Annotated in this window: 25 protein-coding genes; 1 reads left to right on the top strand and 24 read right to left on the bottom strand. The window is 50.6% G+C overall.

Features of this window, described 5'->3' with window-relative positions; all coding sequences use genetic code 11:
* Positions 1–3: 3 nt before the first annotated feature.
* Positions 4–1,089 (bottom strand): CobW family GTP-binding protein, encoded by a 1,086-nt coding sequence (locus tag SNR34_RS11245; RefSeq protein ID WP_486181889.1) that lies wholly within the window; start codon positions 1,087–1,089, stop codon positions 4–6.
* A gap of 404 nt (positions 1,090–1,493) precedes the next feature.
* Between SNR34_RS11245 and SNR34_RS11240 the strand changes: the two genes are divergently transcribed.
* Positions 1,494–2,012 carry a MogA/MoaB family molybdenum cofactor biosynthesis protein gene (locus SNR34_RS11240; RefSeq protein ID WP_236417186.1) on the top strand — a complete coding sequence of 173 codons (519 nt, stop codon included), beginning with the start codon at positions 1,494–1,496 and terminating at the stop codon, positions 2,010–2,012.
* 44 nt (positions 2,013–2,056) lie between these two features.
* Here SNR34_RS11240 and SNR34_RS11235 read toward each other — a convergent pair whose 3' ends face one another.
* The 23 genes from SNR34_RS11235 to ymfI all read right to left on the bottom strand — a co-directional run bounded on the left by SNR34_RS11235 (position 2,057) and on the right by ymfI (position 23,862).
* Complete coding sequence (locus SNR34_RS11235; protein ID WP_486181888.1) at positions 2,057–2,617, bottom strand: hypothetical protein; 561 nt, start codon at positions 2,615–2,617, stop codon at positions 2,057–2,059.
* Between the two features lie 72 nt (positions 2,618–2,689).
* Positions 2,690–3,709, bottom strand: a complete 1,020-nt coding sequence (locus SNR34_RS11230; RefSeq protein WP_236417182.1) for an acrylyl-CoA reductase family protein — start codon at positions 3,707–3,709, stop codon at positions 2,690–2,692.
* A 239-nt stretch (positions 3,710–3,948) separates the two neighbouring features.
* The gene (locus SNR34_RS11225) at positions 3,949–5,403 is read right to left on the bottom strand and encodes a nicotinate phosphoribosyltransferase (RefSeq protein WP_236417181.1); all 1,455 of its coding nucleotides are present in this window, start codon (positions 5,401–5,403) and stop codon (positions 3,949–3,951) included.
* 185 nt (positions 5,404–5,588) lie between these two features.
* Positions 5,589–6,155, bottom strand: a complete 567-nt coding sequence (locus SNR34_RS11220) for a cysteine hydrolase family protein (protein ID WP_486181887.1) — start codon at positions 6,153–6,155, stop codon at positions 5,589–5,591.
* A 64-nt stretch (positions 6,156–6,219) separates the two neighbouring features.
* Positions 6,220–7,023, bottom strand: coding sequence for an NUDIX hydrolase (locus SNR34_RS11215; RefSeq protein ID WP_236417178.1), 804 nt, complete (start codon positions 7,021–7,023; stop codon positions 6,220–6,222).
* A 58-nt stretch (positions 7,024–7,081) separates the two neighbouring features.
* Entirely contained in the window at positions 7,082–7,507 is a 426-nt protein-coding gene (locus SNR34_RS11210) for a PaaI family thioesterase (protein WP_236417175.1), read from the bottom strand.
* A gap of 103 nt (positions 7,508–7,610) precedes the next feature.
* Entirely contained in the window at positions 7,611–8,024 is a 414-nt protein-coding gene (locus SNR34_RS11205; RefSeq protein WP_438286764.1) for a YlbF/YmcA family competence regulator, read from the bottom strand.
* A gap of 284 nt (positions 8,025–8,308) precedes the next feature.
* Positions 8,309–9,865, bottom strand: coding sequence for a tRNA (N6-isopentenyl adenosine(37)-C2)-methylthiotransferase MiaB (gene miaB, locus SNR34_RS11200; RefSeq protein WP_236417173.1), 1,557 nt, complete (start codon positions 9,863–9,865; stop codon positions 8,309–8,311).
* 449 nt (positions 9,866–10,314) lie between these two features.
* Entirely contained in the window at positions 10,315–10,887 is a 573-nt protein-coding gene (gene pduL, locus SNR34_RS11195) for a phosphate propanoyltransferase (protein WP_236417171.1), read from the bottom strand.
* 118 nt (positions 10,888–11,005) lie between these two features.
* On the bottom strand, positions 11,006–11,983 hold the full coding sequence (locus SNR34_RS11190; RefSeq protein WP_486181886.1) for a dipeptidase: 978 nt from the start codon (positions 11,981–11,983) through the stop codon (positions 11,006–11,008).
* 88 nt (positions 11,984–12,071) lie between these two features.
* Entirely contained in the window at positions 12,072–12,332 is a 261-nt protein-coding gene (locus SNR34_RS11185) for a stage V sporulation protein S (RefSeq protein WP_019005392.1), read from the bottom strand.
* A gap of 116 nt (positions 12,333–12,448) precedes the next feature.
* Positions 12,449–13,243 carry a TIGR00282 family metallophosphoesterase gene (locus SNR34_RS11180; RefSeq protein WP_236417168.1) on the bottom strand — a complete coding sequence of 265 codons (795 nt, stop codon included), beginning with the start codon at positions 13,241–13,243 and terminating at the stop codon, positions 12,449–12,451.
* Between the two features lie 123 nt (positions 13,244–13,366).
* Positions 13,367–14,902 carry a ribonuclease Y gene (gene rny, locus SNR34_RS11175; protein WP_236417166.1) on the bottom strand — a complete coding sequence of 512 codons (1,536 nt, stop codon included), beginning with the start codon at positions 14,900–14,902 and terminating at the stop codon, positions 13,367–13,369.
* Between the two features lie 308 nt (positions 14,903–15,210).
* Positions 15,211–15,951, bottom strand: a complete 741-nt coding sequence (locus SNR34_RS11170; protein WP_236417164.1) for a regulatory protein RecX — start codon at positions 15,949–15,951, stop codon at positions 15,211–15,213.
* A gap of 249 nt (positions 15,952–16,200) precedes the next feature.
* Positions 16,201–17,265, bottom strand: coding sequence for a recombinase RecA (recA, locus tag SNR34_RS11165; RefSeq protein WP_290371461.1), 1,065 nt, complete (start codon positions 17,263–17,265; stop codon positions 16,201–16,203).
* A gap of 241 nt (positions 17,266–17,506) precedes the next feature.
* Complete coding sequence (locus SNR34_RS11160) at positions 17,507–18,763, bottom strand: competence/damage-inducible protein A (protein WP_236417162.1); 1,257 nt, start codon at positions 18,761–18,763, stop codon at positions 17,507–17,509.
* Positions 18,764–18,872: 109 nt separating this feature from the next.
* Positions 18,873–19,460 carry a CDP-diacylglycerol--glycerol-3-phosphate 3-phosphatidyltransferase gene (gene pgsA, locus SNR34_RS11155; RefSeq protein ID WP_236417160.1) on the bottom strand — a complete coding sequence of 196 codons (588 nt, stop codon included), beginning with the start codon at positions 19,458–19,460 and terminating at the stop codon, positions 18,873–18,875.
* 298 nt (positions 19,461–19,758) lie between these two features.
* Positions 19,759–20,250, bottom strand: coding sequence for a YajQ family cyclic di-GMP-binding protein (locus SNR34_RS11150; RefSeq protein ID WP_339277513.1), 492 nt, complete (start codon positions 20,248–20,250; stop codon positions 19,759–19,761).
* Between the two features lie 162 nt (positions 20,251–20,412).
* Complete coding sequence (locus SNR34_RS11145) at positions 20,413–20,613, bottom strand: hypothetical protein (RefSeq protein WP_486182538.1); 201 nt, start codon at positions 20,611–20,613, stop codon at positions 20,413–20,415.
* 36 nt (positions 20,614–20,649) lie between these two features.
* A complete protein-coding gene (locus SNR34_RS11140; RefSeq protein ID WP_486181885.1) occupies positions 20,650–21,729 on the bottom strand; it encodes a RodZ domain-containing protein in 1,080 nt (359 codons plus the stop codon).
* A gap of 63 nt (positions 21,730–21,792) precedes the next feature.
* A complete protein-coding gene (locus tag SNR34_RS11135; protein ID WP_236417154.1) occupies positions 21,793–22,560 on the bottom strand; it encodes a DUF3388 domain-containing protein in 768 nt (255 codons plus the stop codon).
* 186 nt (positions 22,561–22,746) lie between these two features.
* Complete coding sequence (locus SNR34_RS11130) at positions 22,747–23,010, bottom strand: DUF3243 domain-containing protein (RefSeq protein WP_236417421.1); 264 nt, start codon at positions 23,008–23,010, stop codon at positions 22,747–22,749.
* 120 nt (positions 23,011–23,130) lie between these two features.
* Positions 23,131–23,862 (bottom strand): elongation factor P 5-aminopentanone reductase, encoded by a 732-nt coding sequence (ymfI, locus tag SNR34_RS11125; RefSeq protein WP_236417419.1) that lies wholly within the window; start codon positions 23,860–23,862, stop codon positions 23,131–23,133.
* Positions 23,863–23,879: the final 17 nt, after the last annotated feature.

Below are 23,879 nucleotides of genomic sequence, written 5' to 3'. Positions count from 1 at the left end.
ATGTTACTCTGCTGTGCCTTCCAATGCGAGCAGCTGCTCGCGAATGGCCCCCTGCTCAAAATGCTCCCCGATGAATACGGCAACGTTGGGTACCTGTCCCTGCGGATTAATTTTCATGTAATCCGATTCCTGATAGGCATACTGGAACCAGAACCGGCTCGCCGTATCGCTGAACGTTAAAATCCCTTTTGCACGATATACGTCCCGTGGCAGATTCGCAACAAAGCGTTCGAACGCTTCGCTGTTGACGGGTTTGGTAAAGTAATGCGTATATACCATCACATGTTCGTGCGAAGCATGCGCTTCATGCCGATGACCGGCATGATCGTGTTTGTCATGACCATGACTGCAGCCGTGCAGCGCACATTCGGCGGTATGCACATGCGAATCCGCCGATCCATGATCGGAATCGGGTTCGTTCCCCGTCAGAGATCGGGATGGGCTCTGCACGCCTGTTCCCGCACGCAGAAGCATGTCCATGTCCACTTGGCATTTCACCGTGCCGATGACGGGAGCATACGCATTCCATTTCGCCAGCAATTGCTGCAGCTCTTCAAGCTCGCGGTCGTTGACCCGGTCCGTTTTGTTCAGGAGCAGCACGGATGCACAGCGAATCTGGTCCTGCATCAGGCGGAACGTCTTCCCCTTCTGCTCCGTATGAAGGCCCCATAGGTGCGCGGCATCCACTACGGTGATCAGACTTTTAAGCTCAAGGCGCATGTACAGCGACGTTTCCGTCACACCGTCCAAAATTTCCATCGGATTGGCAGCACCCGTCGCTTCGATAATGATGACATCCGGCGACTCGGTCTGAATCAATTCCGATAGCTGAAGTCCAAGGTCCCCGCGCACGGTACAGCAGATGCAGCCCCCAAGCATTTCGGCCATGGGCACGGATTCGTCGACGACCTGGCCATCCAGATTCACTTCGCCCAATTCGTTCATGATGACCGCCGGCCGCAATCCTTGCTTTTTCCAATGCTCCAGCAATTGAACGAGCAGCGTCGTTTTGCCGCTTCCGAGAAATCCCGACAATATGTATACAGGAACGGATCGATCCTGACTTTGATTCGATGGTTGATTGTTCATTTTTTGCACCTCTCTCACGAACTATACAGGTTGAACCAATGATTTTTACACAGAGACACTACGCGGTCAGAACAATCTTCCGATCGCTGTTATCCCCAGATTTCTTTGATCCCCTTTTTCAAGGGGAAAATCCGGTGATAAGCCTATGCTTCCGATGCAGCTTTCTTTCAGAAAGCTTTTAGACCGCTTCGCTTCTCCAGATTCTTTCTGCCCTCTTCGTTATCGTGTAAATTTCCGGTTCAATCTATATAGCACAGTTTCATCGCATGATTTTGCCATCCTAGCGAGTGTACACCAACCCCGGCAGCCTGCGCAACATGCAAACGGAAGCGAGCTTCATTGCCTGATGTCCAATAATCGTCTATGCTATGGGGATACAGCCTATTAAGGAGAGGATAACAAGGATGAGCACTTCCGTGGAACAACATCGCCAAGAAGCTCCGGATTCAGTCTCGTGTATGATCGTAACCGTATCGGATACGCGAACCAAAGAAACCGACGCGAGCGGTCAGCTGATGCATCAGCTTTTGACCGAAGCAGGCTATCAGGTCGTCGAATATTTGATTACGCCGGATGAGACAGAGCGCATTCAGGCCATCCTGCAGGATGCGTCTGTGCGGGATGATATCGAAGCGGTTCTGATGAGCGGCGGAACAGGCATTGCGCCGAGAGATACGACGTATGAAGCAGTATCTTCGCTGCTGGATAAGGAACTGCCCGGATTCGGGGAAATTTTCCGTTTTCTCAGTTATACGGAGGACATTGGTTCTGCCGCCATTCTTAGCCGGGCCGTCGCCGGAACGATCGGCCGCACAGCCGTTTTTTCCATGCCTGGCTCGAGAGGGGCCGTCAAGCTGGCCATGGAAAAAATCATTTTGCCCGAGCTGCGGCATGTCATGCGCGAAATATATAAACCCGTCTGACAAATCAGACGGGTTTTCGTAATTCGCACAGGGGATCCCTCTGTTTAATGGATCCGATCCAGCACATGATGGAACACGTCGAGAACCTCTTTTTCGTACCGGTCCCTCTCGCCCCCGCCAGCTGTATAAACCATGGCAACATGCCCTTTGCTCAGCATGGTCGTATGTCCCAACACATTGTCCACGTTTGCCTGGTCACCGGCATGACCTACCATTTCATACATTTCCGCAGATCTTATACCAGCATCGCGAAATATGTGCACCTTGACCACATGCCGGCCGTCCCCATCAAGCAAAGCCATGTAGGCAACGCCGCCTTGACCGTCATCTGCTGACATCGTGTTCATAAGCTTGATGCCTTTGGCCGAGAATTCCTTTTCAAGCTCCTCCAAAAGAGGCCCGTTTAATCCTTGGCCTTGATTCTGTGCCCGTATATTGCCTTCCTCTGCCGACTGTCCGGAATATATTTTGCGCTCCTGCTTCAGCGAAGAAGACGAACACGCTCCCAACATGACCAGCATGCATATTCCCACTAGAATAATGGCTGATGGCAGCCGTCTTCCCTTTCTTGCTTTTGCTCGTTTGCTGCATTGCTTGAAATCCATGCCTCTCTTCCTTTCCAGCGACCTGAATCGGTACACTTCGGGTAGAGTTAGCATGCCTGCTGTCCCATCGTTTTATTCCATCGGCGGCTCCGTCATCGTGTTCAGCACGGATCGGCCCACTGCCCCGCCTTTCAAAATCGTTTCGAGCGTCTGGGGCAGTTGTGCCCAGGAAATCTCTTGAATGCCGAGCTCAAGCGCCCGTTCAGGCTTCCATTCCCCGCCGAGCAGCTTCCAGATCCGTTCCCGGCGCTCCATCGGACAATACACGGAATCGATCCCGATCAACTGCACTCCGCGCAGAATAAAAGGAAACACGCTCGATTCGAACGACGGCCCGCCCGTCAATCCCGATACGGCAGCAGCTCCGCCATAACGGACGTGCTTCAACCGTTCAGCCAGCCCCGCTCCTGCGGTCGGATCTACGATCCCGGCCCATAACTGTTTTCCAAGCGCTCCCTTGGCCGGTGCGTCTGCTTCTTCCCTTGAGATGACATGCGCTGCCCCGAGCCGTTTCAGCAGCGGTTCCTGCTCTGCCTTTTTCCCCGTGCTCGCCGTCACCTCAAAGCCCAACCGCGAGAGAATCGCAACGGCCATGCTGCCGACGCCGCCCGTGGCGCCCGTAACCAACACCGGCCCCATAGCCGGTTTCACGCCAGCATGCAGCAATGCGTCCACAGAGAGGGCCGCTGTAAAACCCGCCGTGCCGATCGCCATCGCTTCCTTCTCGCTTAATCCCGGAGGCAGCGGCACAAGCCACTCACTGCTCAGACGCGCATATCTGCTGAATCCCCCGAAATGGGAAACCCCTGGTTCATACCCCGTACTAATGACCCGGTCTCCGGGAGCAAACCTGCCGCTGACCGATTCTTCGACGACCCCCGCGATATCGATGCCCGGAACCATCGGATAATGGCGTACCACTCCGCCTTTCTCAGCGGCAGCAAGGCCGTCTTTGTAATTGACGCTCGAATACTGGACGTGTACGCTGACGTCGCCGTTCGGCAAATCTTCTTTTCGGAGCTGCTCGATCGCTGCGTGAACGCGGCCCTGCTCATCCTGACGTACCACATAAGCTGGAAACGATGTATTCATAGAGATCTTCTCCTTATATTTTAAATGATGGACTCATGGACTGCTTCTGTTACTTTCATCCCCTGGCAGCACCGGATTGAAACATTTCAGGCATTGCCGGGTTTTCCCGGGAAATGTTTCGCAGGGTGGAATCAAGGGATAGTATACCGTACTTTGCGGAGTCCCCGTCCATGATTTTTGACACATATCAAAAAGGCATGACCCCTAACAAGCTTTCAGGTCATGCCCAGCCTTGATTATTAAAACTCTTCCTGCGAATGCACATGCTCCGCAATCAGCTTCTGCTTCATGTTCCACGCCGCAGGGCTGATGTTCACGCGATAAATCTCCGGATTGAGTTTGCGCAAATATTCCGGCCAGAACAGGTCAAGCTGTTCTTCATGATATCTGCGAATGTCATCCAGCGTAGGCAGTTCATAAACCTGCTGTCCATCCACGAAGATGGGTTCCAGCATGTTGACCGCTTCATAGCGGGTTACCGTCTTTTTCAGATAAGGGTGAAGTGGATTGAACAGTTTGAGCGGACCGCCCTGAACCGGCTGTTCTTCTCCGGGATAACAAATGTAGTCGGCAATGGCTTTGCCATGCTTCGGGTCGACGATTCGAAAAACTTCCTTTTTCCCCGGCGTCGATACTTTTTCCGGATTTGCGGATATTTTGATCGTCGGCAGCATGCCGCCTTCCACTTCACGCTCCACCAACTTGTATACACCGCCGAGCGAAGGCTGATCCGAAGCCGTGATCAACTGCGTACCCACACCCCATGTGTCGATACGCGCGCCCTGAGCCTTCAGGTTAAAGATCGTGTTCTCATCCAGATCGTTGGAAGCCACGATTTTTACGTAGTCCAATCCAGCCTCATCCAGCATCTGTCTGGCTTGAATCGACAAATAAGCAAGGTCCCCGCTATCAAGACGAATGGCGTTCATGCGTTTGCCTTGGCTTTCAAGCATTTTGGCCGTCTTGATCGCATGAGGCACACCGCTGTTCAATGTATCGAATGTATCTACCAGCAGCGTGACTTGATCGGGCATGACTTTGGCATACACATCAAAAGCTTCCTGCTCGCTCATGAACGTTTGCACCCAGGAATGGGCATGCGTTCCCGCCGTCGGGATGCCGAAGCGCTCTCCCGCCAACATGTTGGACGTGGCATGAAAGCCGGCAATATATGAAGCGCGCGCTCCCCAAATGGCCGCATCCGCCTCCTGTGCCCTGCGCGTGCCGAACTCCAGGAGAGTGTCCTGATTCGCCACCCGTTTGATCCGGGATGCCTTGGTCGCAATCAATGTCTGATAATTCATGAAATTAAGGATGGCCGTCTCCACCAACTGTGCCTCCATAATGGAGCCCTCGACCCGAATCAACGGTTCGTCGGGGAAAACCAATGCTCCTTCTTTCATGGAATGAATGGTTCCCTTGAATGAAAACTGAAGCAGTTCCTCAAGAAAGCCCGGATCGTAGTTTTCCTGTTGTTTGGATAAATATTCGATGTCCTCCATCGTAAAGCGAAGCTGGCTGATATAATTCACAATGCGTTCCAATCCGGCAAATACGGCATAACCATTTCCGAAAGGAAGCTTGCGGAAGTATGCTTCGAACACCGCCTTCCGTTTGTGAGTTCCATTGACCCAGTGCGCATACATCATGTTGATTTGATACTTATCCGTGTGTAACGCCAGGCTAGTCTGCATTTGTCTCATCCTTTCCGACTTCCGCTCATGTCCATGGATCCTGTCCACAAACACGGGTCATCATGGTGGAGACTCTATCCTGTTGCTGTATGTCCAAACAACAATCGAGTCTCCGCTAACATGGTTTGTTTTAAATCAAATCATTGGCCCTGTCATCGTTTCTGACATGCATGCCGGCTCATGCTTCATTCATTGGCTGCCAATACCGTCTCTCGCGCTTGAATGACCTGAGCCCCAAGGCTGGAACGGAAATGTCCGAGCGCCCACTCATGTCCCCCAGGGTTGAAGCTGGCCACGGCGTCCTCAAATACCGTAATGTGAAATCCTTTGTTATAGGCGTCCACGGCCGTATGAAGCACGCATATGTCCGTACACACCCCGATCAGAGCAATGTCCGTAATTCCTCGTTCCCTCAGCTTTAACTCAAGATCGGTCCCGCAAAAAGCGCTATATCTCGTTTTGTCCATCCATCGAATTTTCGACTTGTACTGTTCCATGACCCCTGCAAGGCGTCCATACAACTCCCGTCCTTTCGAACCGCGGATATTGTGCAGCGGAAACAACGCCGTCTCCGGATGATATGGATCATTCTGTTCATGCAAGTCAACGGCCATCACCACTTCATGACCATTCCGGCAATACGTCTCGGTCACTGCAGCGACAGTCTCAGCGATGTCCACGGCCGGCTGGCCTACGGGCAATGCTCCCGTCACAAAATCATGCGTGAAATCAATCACGATCAATGCTTTCATTCGTCCACACTCCCTTGGTTTGAGGTAGGTACATGAACTTCGTCATTGTGACCGTTTTTGCCAATTATGTGTAAATGGATAAACGCGGCACAAGCTCGGTGAACCGATACAGCTGCGCCGGACGCTGCGAATACTGATTCGAGCTTAGCAAATTGCCTTCCTCATCCCTGACCTCTTCGACGATGCCTTTGCGACTGCGCGTCGATGTGATTTTGCGAATGAAGTTGGGCTCTTCGAAATCCGGTACGACGCTCTGGATCACCTGATACAGTTCGCTAAGCGTAAATTCGCGGGGCAGGAATTGCCTTGCAATGGTCGTTTCCAGCATCTGCTGCTGAATCCGGTGATACGCATCCTCAATAATGGTCCGGTGATCGAAACCAAGCTCCAGCTCATGCAATGCCTCCTGAATCGTAAACAGGCCTACCTCCTCGGCATCATCGGCTGCCTGGCGGTGTTCCAGCATCCATTCCTCGACCAATGCGAAAAATGCATGGGAGATAATCCAGCCCCTCGGGTCCCGACCCGGCTGGCTGTACACATTCAAGTATTCCAGGTGACCGCCGTCGACGCCGGTCTCTTCCATCAATTCCCGCTTGGCGGCGTCATAGATGGATTCATTCTCCTGGCAAAACCCTCCTGGAAGTGCCCATCTGCCGGCAAAAGGCCAACCTTTGCGTTTGATGAGCATCACTTTCAATTCCCGAATCGGCAACGTTTTGGTTACCGTTCTGCGTTCCCGCTTGGTCAAGGTAAACATGACGATATCTGCGGGCACGCCGTCCGGGGTACGATATTTTTTGGAACTATAGGCACGCGCCATTTCTTCATCGTTCTCAGCATTGAAGTGTTCGTTGTTTTCGCTCATGGGCACCACCGACTATTTTCATTTTGATAATTTCATTATGACATAGTAATACCGTTTGTCAACCATTTGATTGCTGATCGGGCTTTTTTGTACGCGCGACGCGAAACGTTGCGGTAGCCATGCACCCGAGCGTACCGGCTTGGTCATGGATTTCCGCCTGGGTTGTAATGCTTCGCCCTGCTTGATGCAATACGGTTGCCGTAACCGTCAGCTCCCCCTGATGCATGGGTGCCAGAAAGTGCACGTTCAGGTTGGTTGTGACGCAGCTGTCCACGTCCATCGCCGCAGTAGCTACCATCCCCATCGCCTGATCCATCAAAGAGGTCAGCACGCCTCCATGGATGATGCCCATGGAATTGGTATGCTGCTCGCCGGCCGTCAGCGCGATCTGTACTTCGCTTTGACTCCCTTTTATATAACGGCAGCCCAGGAATCCCCAGAACCGGCCGCTGCCTTCCTCCACCATTTTATCCAAAATGCTCATATTTGATTTCTCCTTCATAGCACCTTCGTCTGTTCATTCTTGATGCATTCGTTTTCCGATATGAACAAAAAGGCACGGACCGCGTCCGCACCCTTTCCATTTTTTAACCGCAGCTGCTCGGCGGCGAATCCGTGCCTGCCTCCACATTGACTTTCTCGGAAACGGTATCCCGGATCACGGAAACGACCAGCTGCAGCAAATAGTTGATGTCGCTTTGGCTTTGCTGGAATTCGTTGACCAACGGAATACTATCCAGCTCATCCTGAAGCTCTTCGATCTCCTGCTCGATTTTGCTCACCATGGCCGCATTTTTGAAACTTTCGAAGGCTACGATTTCCTTCTGTTTTTTCTTGATGTTGGCGATCAGTTGCTGAATGCGTTCATGGTTTTGGATTTTGGCTTCAGCCTGCTGGAATTGCTTCACTTCCTCGCTGGTTCCGATCATACTGGCCAACTCTTTGGCTTTTCTCATAATGTCGTCGCGTATGACCAGATCGCGCGTATCGTACGTCGGCATACCATAACGGTTATATTGCACTTGTTCTTGCGCCACTGTAATCGCTCCAATTCGTATGAGATGAGACAAAATGAACGGTTCTTTCTCCCACCCAGTCCACTACGGTTACGGATCGTTCTTCCGATCGCTGTTGTCCCCGAATTTCTGAATCTATGTTGCTCAAGGTTGAAATTCGGTGACAAAGGCGAGCGCTCTCGCTTCTCCAGAATCGATTCCGTCTCCTCCGCTGCGTGCGCTGGGTTCAAGCTTCAATCTCGTCCTTTTTGCCGGGTGGTAATGTATATTTACTGATTCGCTGCAACCGGATCGGTGAGCAGGTTACCCCGGATATAGAACGTCATCGGGTCGGTGATTTCGACCTGCACAAACGTCCCGATCAGATCTTTTGAACCTTCGAAATGCACTAATTTGTTGCTGCGTGTGCGTCCAGCCAGTACGTTGGAGTTCCGTTTGCTCTCGCCTTCGACCAATACCTCAACCACTTTGCCGCGCTGCTTCTCGTTGCTGCGGTGGCTGTATTCGTTGATCGTTTCGTTCAAGCGTTTCAGGCGCTCCTTCTTGACTTCCATCGGCACATTGTCCTCCATTACCGCAGCCGGTGTTCCTTCGCGCGGAGAATAGATGAACGTATAAGCAAAATCATAACCTACTTCGCGCACGAGGGAAAGCGTGTCCTCGAACTGTTCGTCCGTTTCTCCAGGGAAACCGACGATAATGTCGGTGGTCAGCACCACATTCGGGATCGCTTTCTTGATTTTGTGAGCCAGGTTCAGATAGTGTTCCCGCGAATACTTGCGACTCATGCGTTTGAGCACTTCCGTGCTGCCGGACTGCACCGGAAGATGAATATGCTCGACCAGATTGCCCCCCTTGGCGAGAACTTCGATCAGATCGTCGTCAAAATCGCGCGGATGGCTTGTCGTAAAGCGAACGCGGGGAACGTCGATTTTGCGGATGTCGTCCATCAGGTTCGCGAAGCTGTAGTTTATATCGGTAAAGTCTTTGCCGTAAGCATTGACGTTCTGTCCCAACAACGTAATTTCCTTGAAGCCCTGCCTTGCCAGGTCACGCACCTCGGCAATGACGTCTTCCGGTCTGCGGCTTCTTTCCTTGCCGCGCGTATACGGAACGATGCAATACGTACAGAACTTGTCGCAACCATACATGATGTTGACCCACGCACGCATGCCTTCCCGTTTTTTCGGCAGGTTTTCGATGATATCGCCCTCTTTGGACCACACCTCAACGACCATTTCCTTGCTGAACAGCGCTTCCTGAATCAGATGAGGCAAACGGTGCACGTTATGCGTACCAAAGATCATGTCCACAAAACCATGCTTTTGCATGATGCGGTTAACGACGCCTTCCTCCTGGGACATGCAGCCGCACACCCCAAGCAGCAAGCCTGGACGTTCGGTTTTCAACGTTTTGAGATGACCGAGCTCGCCAAACACCTTGTCCTCCGCATTTTCGCGAATCGCACATGTGTTCAGCAGGATGATGTCGGCTTCCTTGCGATCTTCCGTGGCCTGGTAACCCATGGATTCGAGCAGACCTTTAATCGTCTCCGAATCATGCTCGTTCATCTGGCATCCATAGGTGTAAACGATATAATGTTTGCCTTCGCCGATATGCTTCAATTCATCCGGGACGGCATTGTCGTAAAGTACCTGGATGTCTTCCTTTCCCCGCTGTTTCTCCTGACGATGATTCGGTTCGGACTTGATCGTAATGTCCCGGCCGCGAATCCGAATTTTTTTGCTGAATTCATCTTGTGAAATTACTTTGGCATCGGAGAAATCAAAATATCGGGAGTAATCCTTTTTCGAATCTTTAGCCATGCCTGCGGTCACTCCTTACAGCCTCTATTCATATTCATTAAAATCCGTTATACCATATGGATCGGTGTTCTTTGCACCCGTTATACAACAAAAGAGCATTACGTCAAATTATAACATGGTTTGGACCGCAGTTCCATACGCAAAGCCTGCCGCCTCTTGTATCGCTGAAACGTAACGCCTTATGTATGCAACGCCGAGTGATGGAGCAGTTGAACCTCGTTTGGTTGCGGCATCGGTCTTCCTATAAGCAAAAACCCGAGCTTTCCATAACATCGGTCTTCGACCGTACCATGGATGTGCTCAGGTTTTTGGACTTGGTATTACATTCTCCAAAAAGAGTGGATTGCCTTAAAGGAAACCAGTTCCCATTTGTATCGCGGCAGAGACTTCAACGAAATTCCAGCGAAAATTTCGTCGAAATAAACCACCGCTAATGTTCCCGAAATTCCTTAGTCGATGATTTCAGCAGTGTCGCCATTACGCGCGCCTGCCGCGTTTGCTTCATCGGTATCGATGTGCATGTCCAATGCAAAGGAGTCGGATACGCGTGCCACTACATTTTCCAACACGAGGCCGCGTTCGCCGCTCAAGCGCACTTTCAGCATTTGTTTGTCTTGAATGCCCCATTTTTCCGCATCGGAAGTGTGGAAGTGGATATGGCGGGCAGCAACGATGACGCCTTTGTCGATGGTTACTTCGCCGGCAGGGCCTTTGATGGTTATTCCCGGAGTTCCTTCAATGTTTCCGGACTCGCGTACAGGGGCTTTAACGCCGATCGCAAAGGAATCCGTCATGGAGATTTCCAATTGGGTTTCCGGGCGAACAGGCCCGAGGATGCGGACTTTATCGAACTGTCCTTTCGAACCGATTACCGCTACTGTTTCGTTTGCGGCGTATTGGCCTGGTTGGGACAGAGGTTTGAACTCAGTCAGTTGATAACCTTTGCCGAACAAAATGTCGACATGCTCTTGGGATACGTGAATGTGGCGGGCGGATACGCCCACAGGTACTGTTTTACTCATTTGAAATTTCACTCCTTGTTTATCTCTGGCCTGAGGTCAGGCTCATAACAATCCTTTGGTATTATACCCCTTTTTGGCGTGAAATGAAAACGAACTGTTGAAAATTCATGAAATCCCCTTATTTTACCTGATTGGCGGCAGCTGAAGGCAGCTGTTCATGCAAATAATTTATCGCATTATCCCACATCCAGCCTCGCACCACATGCTCGTCATAATGTTTCAGCAGCACTTCGATCCACTGCGGATATTTCCCCGAATGCTCCAAACCTTGAATGTATGTCGGTATTCCGTCAAAGTCGGATCCCATCATCAAATGCTGCGCTCCGCCCAAGGTGCATATCCGCTCGATATGCGGCAGCAGATCTTCCATATGTACCTTATCCGCCTGTTTCACGAACCATGGCACAAACGTCAATCCTACCCGCCCATTCCGGGCTACAATGGCCCGAATTTGATCATCCTTCAAATTGCGGACATGGGGACACACCTCGTAGCTGTTCGAATGGGAAGCAATAAACGGACGCTCGCTCAGCTCGGTCAGTTCCCAGAACCCTTTTTCCGTCAAATGCGAAACATCCAGCAGCATGCCGATTTCATTGCAGCGCCCGACCAATGCCTTGCCTTTCTCGGTCAAACCCGCTCCTCGCTGCTCCATCACCCCGTCTGCCGCCCAATTGGCATAGTTCCAGGTCAGCCCTACGATTCGTATGCCCATCTCGTAACATAGCTGCAAGTAGAACAGGCTGCCTTCCAGGCCGTCCACACCCTCCAGCGTCAAAAGTCCCCATGGGTTCTCACGCTTCCTGACGTCAGCCACCTGTTCCCGCCATAACAGCGTTTGGATCCCCCGGCCTTGCCCACCGTTCCCATGAACCCGGTTTCTGTATAATTCGAGCTGACCCATGACGTGCTCAAACTTGCCCCGGCCCAATACTTCCGGCAAATAGATCGCAAACGCCTGCAAGCCGACGCCGCCTTCCTCCATACGCTGCACATTGACATCCAGCTCCGATGCATTTCGGAACGAAAGCTCGGGTTTCAACAACATTTTGCTCAAGGCATCACAATGAAAATCGGCGACACGCCATTCACGCATGAACGCTCCTCCTTTGGCCTGGAAATAAAAAATGGCATGCAAAAAAACCTGTCTACGACGTAAACAGGCTCCTTGCAGGAATCATGTATTATCTGGGCTCCACTATCAGCTTAATGGCCGTTCGGTCCTCACCGTCAATTACGATATCAGTAAAAGCTGGAATACAAATCAAGTCAACTCCACTTGGTGCTACGAATCCCCGGGCTATCGCTACCGCTTTAATGGCTTGATTCAATGCACCCGCCCCGATGGCCTGCAGTTCAGCATTTCCACGTTCACGAAGAACACCTGCAAGCGCACCGGCAACGGAATTGGGATTGGACTTTGCTGAAACTTTTAATACTTCCATGGTAAGTACCTCCCTGGGATTGTTGAATGTTTGTTTCCACTTACTAGATTTTATTCGCGGGAGGCAAAAAAATTCCTTCTTTTTAGACGAGGCTCGGAGAAAACGGGAACACCCCGCTACTCCATGCGCCACTCATCCTCGTTTAAACGAATTTTCTCGATTCGGGTTGCTTTGCCCGTGCTTTCGTCGATTTCCACAAACACGCCATGGAAGTGCCATTTGCCGTCATCCACCACAAAGCGTACCGGCAATTGGGTATAAAACTTGCGCAATACTGCCTGACGTTCCATGCCCAAGATGCCGTCACGCGGTCCAACCATGCCGGCATCCGTCAAATAAGCCGTTCCTCCCGGCAAAATGCGATCATCATTGCTTTGCACATGGGTGTGCGTTCCCACGACAAGCGAGACACGACCGTCCAAATGCCAGCCCATCGCAATTTTCTCCGAGGTCGCTTCTGCATGCATATCGACCAGAATACACTTGTGCTTCTGACGAAGCTCGTCGACGATCTCGTCGGCGGTGCGGAACGGGCAATCCAGTGCGGGCAGAAACGTGCGCCCTTGCAGATTCACGATGGCCAATTCTTTGCCCTCGCCTTTGACCACGGTGTACCCTCTGCCTGGAGTGCCTGGAGGAAAGTTGGCAGGACGAATCATACGCGGCTCATCGTCGATGAACTCAAAAATGTCCTTGTTATCCCATGTATGATTGCCCAGCGTTATGCCATGCACGCCCCAGTTAAAAAATTCGTTCGCAATCGCTCCGGTAATCCCGCGGCCTGCCGCCGCGTTCTCGCCATTGACGATGACGACATGCGGCTTGTACTTGTTTTTAAGGTAAGGCAGATTTTCTTTCAACGCTTTGCGCCCGACGTTTCCTACGATGTCACCGATAAAAAGAACTTTCAATGTATTGCCTCCTTCATTACTTACCATATCTGAATCCGGATTAAACATGTTATGCGCCAAAAGCAACGGTAACGTGCATAAATAAGAAAAGCGGCCACAATCGCGGCCACTTTTCGAAATGATCTATTTTGCGTATTCAACCGCCCGGGTTTCCCGGATCACGGTGACTTTGATGTGTCCCGGATAATCGAGCTCGTTCTCGATCATCTTGGTGATGTCACGTGCGAGGCGGAAAGCTTCCGCATCGTCGATTTTATCAGGCTGCACCATGACGCGAACTTCGCGGCCGGCCTGAATGGCATACGATTTCTCGACACCTTCGAACGATTCCGAAATTTCTTCCAGCTTCTCCAGTCGTTTGATATACGTTTCCAGTGTTTCGCGGCGTGCGCCTGGTCTTGCTGCGGATAAGGCATCTGCTGCTCCAACCAGCATGGCAATAACCGAAGTTGCCTCGCAATCCCCATGATGGGAAGCGATGCTGTTGATGACAACAGGGTGCTCCTTGTATTTCTTCGCCAGTTCCACGCCGATTTCGACGTGTGATCCTTCCACTTCGTGATCCAGCGCTTTACCGATATCATGCAATAATCCGGCACGTCTTGCCAGCGTAACATCTTCTCCAAGCTCGCCAGCCATCAATCCAGCCAAGTAGGCGACTTCCATTGAATGTTTCAAGACGTTCTGACCATAGCTTGTACGGAATTTCAATCTGCCCAAAATTTTGATCAAATCCGGATGCAGACCGTGTACGCCCACCTCGAACGTAGCTTGCTCACCGTATTCACGGATACGCTCATCCACTTCTTTGCGGGATTTCTCCACCATCTCTTCAATGCGTGCCGGATGAATACGTCCGTCTGCCACCAGTTTCTCCAGGGCTGTACGGGCAATTTCACGGCGAATCGGGTCAAAGCCCGACAGAATGACTGCTTCTGGCGTATCATCGATAATGAGGTCAATCCCGGTAAGGGTTTCTAGTGCACGGATGTTTCGTCCTTCACGTCCGATAATCCGGCCTTTCATCTCTTCATTCGGAAGCGTTACAACAGATACCGTCGTTTCGGCCACGTGATCTGCCGCGCAACGCTGGATGGCCAGGGTAATAATTTCGCGGGATTTTTTGTCCGCCTCTTCCTTCGCCTGCTGTTCAATGTCCTTGATCATCTGAGCCGTCTCATGACGGACTTCCTGCTCTACGTTGGACAGTATGATACTGCGTGCGTCTTCCATGGTGAGGTTGGAGATACGCTCCAGCTCCGTAACCTGGCTTTTGTAAATCATTTCAATTTGCTGCTGTGTCTCATCAATGCGTTTCTCTTTGTTAGCCACTTGCTCTTCTTTACGTTCGAGTGATTCCATCTTTTTATCCAGCGACTCTTCTTTTTGCAACAATCGTCTTTCTTGTCGTTGAATTTCATTTCGACGTTCACGAGTGTCTTTTTCAGCTTCGGCGCGAATGCGATGGATTTCGTCTTTTGCTTCCAGCACCGTCTCTTTTTTCAGCGCCTCTGCCTCTTTTTTCGCATTTTCAACGATTTGTACGGCAGCTTGTTCCGCACTGGAAATTTTGGCCTCTGCAAGAGATTTGCGAATAAAATATCCGACTCCGAACCCAATGAATAGCGCGGCTACAACGAGAACGATCGTGATTATCATACTGTTCACCTCCTCGTTGGTTCCTCCAAGGCATTCCTTGGGTCTTTTTTCTGTTTTCAAACCTCGCATATTTTGGGAATACGAATACTCACGGCGATCCCCCGCCGATTTTCATTTCAAGTGTACATGTTTCCACGTACTATCCGCCTTCTCAAGCGAACCATAGTCAATGAATGGTTGAAAGTCCTGGAAATCGGAAACCGCTTTTTTGGAAGGAAAAAGGGTTACCCAATTCTTACAGACTCATGTCCATTTTAGTATTTGACGAAATAAATTGTCAAGAGAATGCAACTTGGCACATCGTCCTGTTAATCCCATAACCAACTTTCATGCTCTTCGTTGTCCGTCTCGCCATCTTCCTCGATCAGAACATTCACCGCACGACGAACCATATCCATGGGAAATCCGCGGCGAACCAGAAAGGGGAATGTTTTACGTTTTTTTTCGGAAATGTCACCTTTAACCTGCTTCCACTTTTTTCGACCTGCTAGCAGGGCAGTTTCAAACTCATCGTGCGCGCTAACTTCTTGCAAAGCCTCGGCAATGAGATCATTGGATACGCCTTTTTGGCGCAGTTCCTGCCTTATCCACAGTTTTCCCTTCCGCTGGCCTGTCATACGCTGTCTCGTCCATTCCTTTGCAAACCACTGATCATCAACGAGTTTCTCCCGCTCCAGCTGATCCAGCACATCTTCGATCAATGTTACCTCAAACTGTTTTTGTTGAAGCTTCTGGGCCAATTCTCGCCGGGTCCGCTGCTTATGTTCAAGATATCGCAATGACTGCACATAGATGCGCTGGCGCTCGTCCGCCACAACGATTTTTTCCAAATCCCGCTTCACAAACGTATTCCCTTTGGTCATGCGATACTTGATCATAACGTCTTCCAGTACGGTTAATGAGTACGTCCCAAAAGTGATGCGATACCGTGCTTCCCGGCTCTTCAGCCTGTCCACGCGTGTAATTACGAGTTCCTCGTTATCCGGAAAATCGGCGATCCCCTCCGGTTCATGTTCCGCTTCCCACTGTTCTTTCTCTGTGTTGTCCATGCGCTCTCCCTTCTACCTTCCTTCAAAACGCCCTTCCCAGACTCCTTAAAAAGTGCAATTTCAAAGCCACTATAATATCAGGCAAAAAAACTAACTCCACATGTGAACTTTATGGATATCAATAACATACCATGAACTGCGGTATGCATGCTAACAGCCCCTGTCCAATGATTGGACAGGGGCTGTTAAAACAGTACGATGAATTCAAACGCTTATTTTCACTTCGGTCATCCGCGAGAAAGGACAAGACTACTCGTTCAGTTCAAACAATTCCTGTTCTTCTTCCTCTTCCTCTTTCAATTGTTCATTGGTCGGAGCCGGAACTACCGTTGTCAAATTGCTTGCTTCACGGATTTTTTGCTCAATAACGTTAGAAATTTCGGTGTGCTCTTTAATGAACTGCTTGGCATTCTCGCGCCCTTGTCCAAGGCGTTCACCTTCGTAAGAATACCATGCACCACTCTTATTCACGATATCAAGCTCTGTAGCGATATCAATGAGACTTCCCTCTCTGGAAATACCTTCGCCGTACATGATATCCACTTCAGCCTGTTTGAATGGCGGGGCCACTTTATTTTTAACAACCTTGATACGCGTACGGTTACCGATGATATCGTTACCTGACTTGATGCTTTCTACGCGACGTACGTCCAGACGTACTGTAGAATAGAATTTCAAGGCCCGTCCGCCTGGGGTCGTTTCAGGGTTACCGAACATGACGCCTACTTTTTCACGAAGCTGGTTGATAAAGATCGCGATCGTTTTCGATTTGCTGATGGCACCCGAAAGCTTACGAAGCGCCTGGGACATCAAACGGGCTTGCAAACCAACGTGGGAGTCACCCATCTCACCTTCGATTTCAGCTTTTGGTACCAAGGCGGCAACCGAGTCTACAACGATGATGTCAACAGCACCGCTGCGAACCAATGCTTCTGCAATCTCCAACGCCTGTTCACCCGTGTCCGGCTGGGAAAGAAGCAGTTCATCAATGTTTACGCCCAATTTGCTGGCATACAGCGGATCAAGCGCATGCTCTGCGTCGATAAATGCAGCTTGTCCACCCACTTTTTGCACCTCTGCAATGGCATGCAGGGCAACGGTTGTTTTACCGGAAGATTCCGGTCCATATATTTCAACAATACGGCCTTTCGGAAGGCCACCTGTTCCTAATGCAATATCAAGAGCCAAGGATCCGCTGGGGATAATTTCCACTTGCATGTGAGTGGATTCTCCCAATTTCATGATGGAACCTTTACCAAATTGCTTCTCTATTTGACGGAGCGCCATATCAAGCGCGGCACGACGGTCTGACAATATGTTCACACCCTTTACTGTTTATACTATAATGATACCTTGTTTTAACACGTTTGCCAAGCATTTTTTCGAACATACATTCGTTTTTTTTACGATGGACGAGGCGCCTCTCCTCCATGAAGCCTATCAGCAAAACAGAAAAAAGAACCGCAAACGAGGCTGTAAAGCCTGATTGTGCGGTTCTTCCGTCTTTCTCCATTATACCGGTCCACGCTCACAAAGGCAATCACGAACGCCAAAATTAGTCCATATCGACCAATTTGCGCCACAGACGATACAATATCGCTTTGGCGGAACGAATCCGCACCGTCTCACGATTGCCGTTGATCCGCAGTTCATGGATTTCCGTTTCTTTGTCCCGCTGGGCCAGCCCGATGAACACGAGCCCCGGCGGTTTGCGCTCCGAATATCCAGGCCCGGCAACACCGGTCACCGACAGGCCAAAATCGGCGTCCCCGATCATCCGGACCTGCTCTGCCAAAACCTTGGCCACCTCGGGACTCACGGCTCCAGGGGCGTCTTCACCTTCCAAATAATTGTGCGGCACGTTCAAAAGCTTCTCTTTTAACTCATTGGAATAACACACGATGCCACCCTTCAAAATGGACGCGCTCCCCGGAATCGATGTCAGGCTCTGCATGACAAGGCCTCCCGTGCAGCTCTCCGCAGCACTAAGCGTCAGCCCCATGTCCGTCATCATCGTGACAATCGCATGTTCGATAGGCACATCCTCATTAGCGTAGAGATGCTCAGGCAGCCTTTCCCGGATTTGGACCTCCATCGCATCCAGCTTCACCTTTGCTTCGCCCTCGCTCGGCGCTTTCGTGGATACGCGGACCGTGACTTCGCCCTCGCTTGCGTAAGGGGCAATCGTCGGATCCGTTTGTCCATCAATCAGGTCCAGCAGCCGATCCTCCAGTGCGGACTCGCCAATTCCCGCAAATTTCAGCATGCGGGAATAAATCGGCATTTCGGTCGTCAGAACATGCTGGAACAGCCATGGCTTCACTTGTTGTTCAAACATCGGAATGAGCTCCTTCGGCGGCCCAGGCATGACGATATAATGTTTGCCCTGATCCGAAATGGCGTTTCCGGCAGCAAGGCCGGTCTCATTGGCCAGCGGCGTTCCACCCTCGATGACGATCGCTTGACGGCGGTTATTTTCGGTCATGTCCACATTACGGTCCAGGAAAAACTTCTCGATTTTGTCCATGGACAAGCGGTCAATATGAAGCTGCCGGCCGAGTACGGCTGCCAGGGCATCCTTGGTCAAGTCATCCTGCGTAGGGCCGATACCTCCCGAGAACAGGATAACGTCGGCACGCCCTTGTGCAATCCGAATGGCCTCGCTGAGCCGGCCCAGATTATCCCCAACGACAGTTTGAAAATAGACATCGATCCCGATCGCAGCAAGCTCGCGGGAAAGGTATCTAGCATTCGTATTTACGATTTGCCCAAGCAAAAGCTCGGTTCCTACTGCTATGATTTCAGCCTTCATTGAACATCCTCCTGTACGTATCGCGAGTGATCAAAGGGCAATAGGTTTTGTCCCTATTGCCCTTTGCGATGCATTCTGCCATTCATTACCCTTTTTCACCTGTAAAACGTTATACTTCAGACAACTTCAGCAAATTTTTATTTTTGATGAAATAGTCGATTCCGGACCAGATCGTAATCAATGCCGCTGCCCAGACTGCGATAACGTCCACATGAATCCCCAGGAAGAAGAATGGGAAGTTATTCAGCAGCAGCAGCACGATTGCCGCAATCTGCACGACGGTTTTCAATTTGCCCCACGCGCTGGCCGCTACGACCGAACCGTCCAGCAAAGCGATTTGGCGCAAACCGGTAACCGCAAATTCCCGGCTGATGATCACGACCGCAATCCAGGAATCCAGCTTGCCCATCTCGACCAGAGAAATCAGCACCGCGGTTACCAACAGCTTGTCCGCAAGCGGATCGAGCAATTTGCCAAGATTGGTAACCATATTGTTTTTCCGCGCCAGATATCCGTCAATGCCATCCGTGCTTGCCGCAATGATGAAGATGACCGCAGCAATCAATTGATTATAAGGAAGCGAGAAACTTCCGAGCTGCAACGGCTCCGGATAAAACGGAAAATCCACCAGCAGAAACACCATTAAAAAAGGGATTAAGCAAATACGTGCAAGCGTAATCCGGTTGGGTAAATTCACAAGACGCCCTCCCTCTCATCCTCCAAAACTCCAAACATGAACGCTAATCCCATCCATCATTTTGACTGTGCCGGCAATAAGGTGTATGTAAAAACGCAAAATAAAGCCAACCGTTCAAACGCAGGCACCGTTTTAAACGTATCGGCGACATCCGTAATGTACTGCTTTTCACAAAGTCAGCAAACGATGGTGACTGGGCTTATATGCTTGGTTGCCAGCAATGCACATTTAGTATAATATACGCCCATTGCAGTGTCAAAAAGAAGCCTTGGGTCGCTCACGTTGCAACAGCTGTTGCTTATTTGAGGTTGGTATACTGCAAATCCAACGGCAAGCTGGCTCCATTCAACAATTGAATGACAGCCTGCAAATCATTTTTGCTTTTTCCGGTTACCCGCAATTGGTCTCCCTGAATCTGGCTTTTCACTTTCAGTTTGGAATCGCGGATCAGCACATTGATTTTTTTGGCTGCTTCCTGATCGATTCCCTGCTTGAAGCTAAGACGTTGGCGGACCGTACCGGAGGAAGCAGGCTCCACTTTGCCGTAGTCGATGTTCTTGAGCGGAAGGCCCCGCTTCACCATTTTAGATTGAAGCACATCAATGACGGCTTTGAGCTTGACCTCATCGTCGGATATGATCGTCAACGCGTCCTTGTCCAGCTTGAGGCTGCTTTTGCTGCCTTTGAAGTCATATCGTGTACTGATTTCCTTTTCGGCCTGTGTCACGGCATTGCTCAATTCCTGCAAGTCCATTTTGGACACGATATCAAAAGAATGTTCTGAACTCAAAACCGGTCACCTCTCAAATTAATCTATGTTCTGTGTAACATTATAGTGGATACCCCAAGCAAAAGTCTAATTTTTGAACATTCGATTTTAAAAAGAAAAAGGCATTTTCGGCACCCTCAGCGGAAGGATACTGCCAAAAATGCCTTGATCCTGAATCAACGATTAGTAACGGCTTCGGTTAGGTTGTCTAAACATGTCCAATACGCCTAGAAGGATATGGGCAAGCCCAAAACCCAATATACCATAACCCCATGCGCTGGGCGTCAAGTAATAGCCCAGCAGGCTGACGATGATTCCGAGCCCCGTAACGATCCAGCTGACCGTCATCGCTTTCCACCTGCCTTCACCAAAAGTTAATTGCAAAAGGAGACACCTTAGTGTCTCCTCCAGTCTTTTTGGCTATTCGTTGGCCGCATTGCCGCCGCTATTCGTTTCGGTTGTCGATCCCCCATCCGTCCCCGTGGACGTGGTGGAAGCATTCCCGCTACTCTGACCCAGTTTGAGGCGAATGCGGTTCGTCGCTTTTCCATCCGTTACGACTTGTCCGCCAACTTCGATGGTCGTTGCTGCGGCATAACCGGATTTGATGTACAAACCGGTGTCGTCCAAATTAAACGTAAACGTATCGCCGCTTGCGGTCATCCCGAATTGCAGCTTTTCTCCACTGGAGTTTTGACCCTTGTATACTTCAAGCCAGCTTTCACCCGTAGCCGTAATGCTCACCGTAACCGGTTTGCCGGCACTGTCCGCCACCTCGAAATTGGTGATATTCCCCGACTTGCCACTCTGAGTGACAGTTACGCCGGACGTTTCGCCAGCAGGCTCCTCATTCTGATTTTCATTCGTCGTTTGTTCTGGCGTATCCTCGGTGGATTGGCCGGTTCCTTCATCTGTATTCGGCTCAGACGTGGCATTGTCCACTTGTTCCGAACCTCCGCCATTGCCGCCTGCAGCCGCGTCGCCCTCATTGCTGCCAGGCTGCTCTGTCGAGGCCTGACCGTTATCGCTAGGCGTGGCATCAGGCTTATCATTCGGCGTATTCTGGCTATCGGTGATCTTGGTTGGATCCACTCCAGGATTCGTGCTGCCATCATCCTTATTCATGACGACGTAAACGTATAGAAGCACGATGATCAAAATCGGAAACGTCCACATCAAAGCAACGGACATCCATCGGTTGCTGCGCTCCGCCGGACGGCTTGAACGCTTCTGGATGACCGGTTCCATCGTGGCTTCCGGTTGTTCCGCAGGCACATCCTTTTTGTGCCCCTCCAGCAGCTCATCAGGATTCAGTCCCACCGTCTCCGCATATGTTTTGATGAAAGCACGAACATAAAAACTGCCGGGAAGAACCTTATAGTCCCCCGCTTCGATTGCCTCCAAATACCTTTTGCGAATTTTCGTCATTTCCTGTACGTCGTCGAGACTCATCCCTTTTTGCAGCCGGGCCTCTCTTAACTGCTGACCCAGTTCAGACATGCCATCTCCTCCTTATGTTTCTCTTGTATGGTTTCCATCTATTCAAATCATTCCGAACAGGCATTACAGCTCGTCGGTATAGCTGGCCGTGAACGTATCATATACGATTTCTTCGCCCGGATTGTTGCGCAGTTCAATGATAATGTCAAAATCATTATAGTCATATTCGGACTCCTGGACAAATATATCCGGATGTTCGATCACCTTGGTGCTAGGCATAGCCATGATTTCCTGCAGCAGGTTGTAGTGCCGCTCGCTGGAACGGATGGTGCTGACAATCCCGTCAATAATGAAAACGTTGTTCGGGTTCATTTCGTCCTCGGAAAGCTGGCTTCGGATCGTTTGGCGCAGCAATGTCGACGATACAAACGTCCACCGTTTCATGGCGCATACACTGCCTGCGATAATGGATTCCGTCTTCCCGACACGCGGCATGCCGCGCAATCCGATAATTTGACTGCCTTCCCTTTTAAATACTTCACCCAAAAAGTCGACGAGCAACCCAAGCTCATCCCTCGTGAAGCGGAACGTTTTGCGATCATCCGAATCGCGGTCGATATAGCGTCCATGGCGGACAGCCAAAATATCCACGAGCTTGGGTGCACGCAGAGCAGATACCGTGATACTGTTGACCTTGGCAAGCATTTCTCCCAGCAGACGGATTTTCTCATCGTCATCGGACTCAAGGAGCATGCCCCTCGTTTTGCCTTCCACGCCGTTGATCGTCAATATATTCACTTCAAGCATCCCCAACATGGAGGCGATATCCCCCAAAAGGCCGGGTCTGTTTTTATGTATTTTATATTCCATGTACCATTGTTTGGATTCCATTTGAACACCCCGTAAAGCAAAATTCCACATTATTCGACACTCCCGAAACGTGCCCATCGCACAACCAACCGGGACATCTTCTAAAAATGGGTCACGTTAATGATATATAAAATGAAAATGAATTACAAGAACAGGTCTGTAATCATTAGAGAAAAGCCCCCTTGCGGGAGCTTTCCGTCCTTAATCCTATGCGTTTTGCTTGGCCAGCTTGACCATCAGGCCCGCAATCGTACGACGTTCGTTCTCGTCGCCGACTTGCCATAACTCCTTCAATGCACGGTTGGAAGCGTTGGCCGGATCTACCTTGTCATCGAGAAAGTCGCCAATCTCGAAAGCAAGCTTGTTGATGGTTTCTTCAGTCATTCCCATCTTTTCTGCCTGCTTGACGCGGTCACCCAAAAACTTCTTCCATGTGTCGAAGTTGCTAACTACCGTTTTGTCTGTTGACATCATAAATCCTCCTTAGCGAAACGCATGAGATTTAAAATCAACAGTTGTAATATGTGATTTGGGAGCCGATTGTATACTGGTGAAATTACCCAGACCCATGTAAATACGCTAATCAAAACGTTATGTCAGCCAGCCTCCATTGGGACTGATGATTTGACCATTGATGTAACCCGACTCGGGAAGCGCGAGAAAGTATACCAACGAGGAAATTTCGTCAGGCTGGGCAAGCCTTCCCGCCGGAATTTCCTCCTCCAGCATTTTCAGCTCGTCCTGGTCAAGATGGTTCAGCATAGAAGTCTGCACGGCTCCCGGAGCGACGGCATTCACCGTCACTCCGGACGGAGCCAGCTCTTTGGCCAACGCTTTCGTAAATGCGTTTACACCGCCTTTGGTCGTGGAGTACAGCACCTCACAGGAAGCACCCGACAATCCCCATATGGAAGACACATTGATGATGCGTCCATATTTTTGTGCAATCATGTACGGCATCAAGGCCTGGGTACACAAGAACGTTCCCTTCAGGTTGATGGCCATCACTTCATCCCATATTTCTTCCGTGACGTCCGACAACAACCCGTAATGCGAAATGCCGGCATTGTTAACGAGAATGTCGGGCATCATGCCGTGGGATTCCAGCTTCTCCTTCATACGCTCGATTTGTTCCCGGCTGCGCAGGTCAGCCGAGACCGTCATGACTTTGCCGCTCCCCTTCTCCATGCATCTTCTCGCGGCTTCATTAGCCGCCTCATGGGATTTCATGTAATGAATGGCCACATTCATTCCCACAGCTGCAAACCGCTCTGCAATGGCGGCACCAATTCCACCGCTTGCTCCCGTGACCAGCACGGTCATTTCTCCGATCGCTTTCA

This window comes from Paenibacillus sp. XP01, from assembly GCF_057364885.1.
This window is presented reverse-complemented; position numbering and strand designations above follow the sequence as displayed.